Genomic DNA, 523 nt, shown 5'->3' with positions numbered 1-523 from the left:
ATAACTTCAAAAAAAAAATTAACTCTAAAAACTAAACTCAAAAATCCCAATTCCAAACCCATCAACTATCAACAAACTACTCAAACTACTTCCACAACAAAAACAAATCACCACATACCAACCAAAAAACAAACTAAAAACAACTCTCTCAAAAACTTTCCCCAAACATCAAACAATCAACTCAAAACTAATACAAACAAAAAAAATCCAACTATTTAATTAAAACAAAACATTACAATAATCCCTACAAATACTAACACAATATAATTTCTACCCAATACTCTAAATATCAAAATAAAAAAATTCAACCAAACACAAATAAACAACAAAAATAACTATAACTCTCTTAAAATAACCAAATACCTCATCATCTAATTAATAACACACATAAATAAATTAACAAAATTCCCACTATCCCTATCTACTATCCAACAAAACCACAACCAAAAAAACAAACTTAACAAAATCAACAAAAAAAAAAAACCCTATTAAACTTAACTCTAATCCAACTTTATAAAATAAC

Annotated in this window: 1 protein-coding gene; it reads left to right on the top strand. The window is 25.2% G+C overall.

Annotated elements, in window-relative coordinates:
• A partial coding sequence (locus IE038_RS25790) for a hypothetical protein (RefSeq protein ID WP_229775752.1) occupies window positions 1–219 on the top strand: 219 nt, incomplete at its 5' end.
• Window positions 220–523 lie beyond the last annotated feature (304 nt).

Origin of the sequence: Pseudomonas laurentiana, assembly GCF_014648275.1 — a bacterium.
Lineage (GTDB): Bacteria > Pseudomonadota > Gammaproteobacteria > Pseudomonadales > Pseudomonadaceae > Aquipseudomonas > Aquipseudomonas laurentiana.
Note: the sequence above shows the minus strand (reverse complement) of the source record. Positions and strands in the feature narration are given on the sequence as shown.